The following is a 469-nucleotide window of genomic DNA, read 5'->3' as shown; positions in this document are numbered from 1 at the left end:
TCTTCTCGTTGGTCAGATAGACCTGATAGGTCCGAATGTCCTCGCGCCCGAGCACGTCCGGCGACTTGCCGAAGTGGCGGGCGAATAGCGACACCTGTTGCAGATAGGAGAGCTGGGTGTTGAGCGCAAAGTTGCGCACCTGCATGTCCTCGCTCATGCGTTGCCGAAGTTGGGTCATGACAAGCTCCTTTGTCCGATGGAATGGGCTGCAAGCAGGTAATTACTCACGCCCTTGTCAGGGGCAAGAATCCCTGAATCTATGGGGATATGGATCGCACTGATTTGCAGCGTCTGACGAAGGAAGAGTTGATCGATCTGGTGCTGCGGATACAGCGGCCAGAGAAGACATCGCGCACGTCGTCCAAGCCACCTTCGAGCGATCGCAAGGCGCGTCGGGACAGGGCAAAGCCTGGCGGCGCTAAGGCGGGTCATAAAGGTCACAGCCGCGCCATGAGTGAGGATGCCGATC

1 protein-coding gene and 1 pseudogene are annotated in these 469 nt (G+C 58.0%); one reads left to right on the top strand and one right to left on the bottom strand.

Features of this window, described 5'->3' with window-relative positions:
- The coding region (locus tag D3227_RS40675) for a phage integrase N-terminal SAM-like domain-containing protein (protein ID WP_167481045.1) at positions 1 to 178 on the bottom strand (178 nt) is incomplete at its 3' end.
- 89 nt (positions 179 to 267) lie between these two features.
- Here D3227_RS40675 and D3227_RS40670 point away from each other — a divergent pair.
- A pseudogene (locus D3227_RS40670) lies at positions 268 to 469 on the top strand (IS66 family transposase); the annotation flags it as partial.

This window comes from Mesorhizobium waimense (assembly GCF_003601975.1).
Lineage (GTDB): Bacteria > Pseudomonadota > Alphaproteobacteria > Rhizobiales > Rhizobiaceae > Mesorhizobium > Mesorhizobium waimense.
The sequence above is the reverse complement of the archived record's forward strand: the minus strand, read 5'-3'. Positions and strand labels throughout refer to the sequence as shown.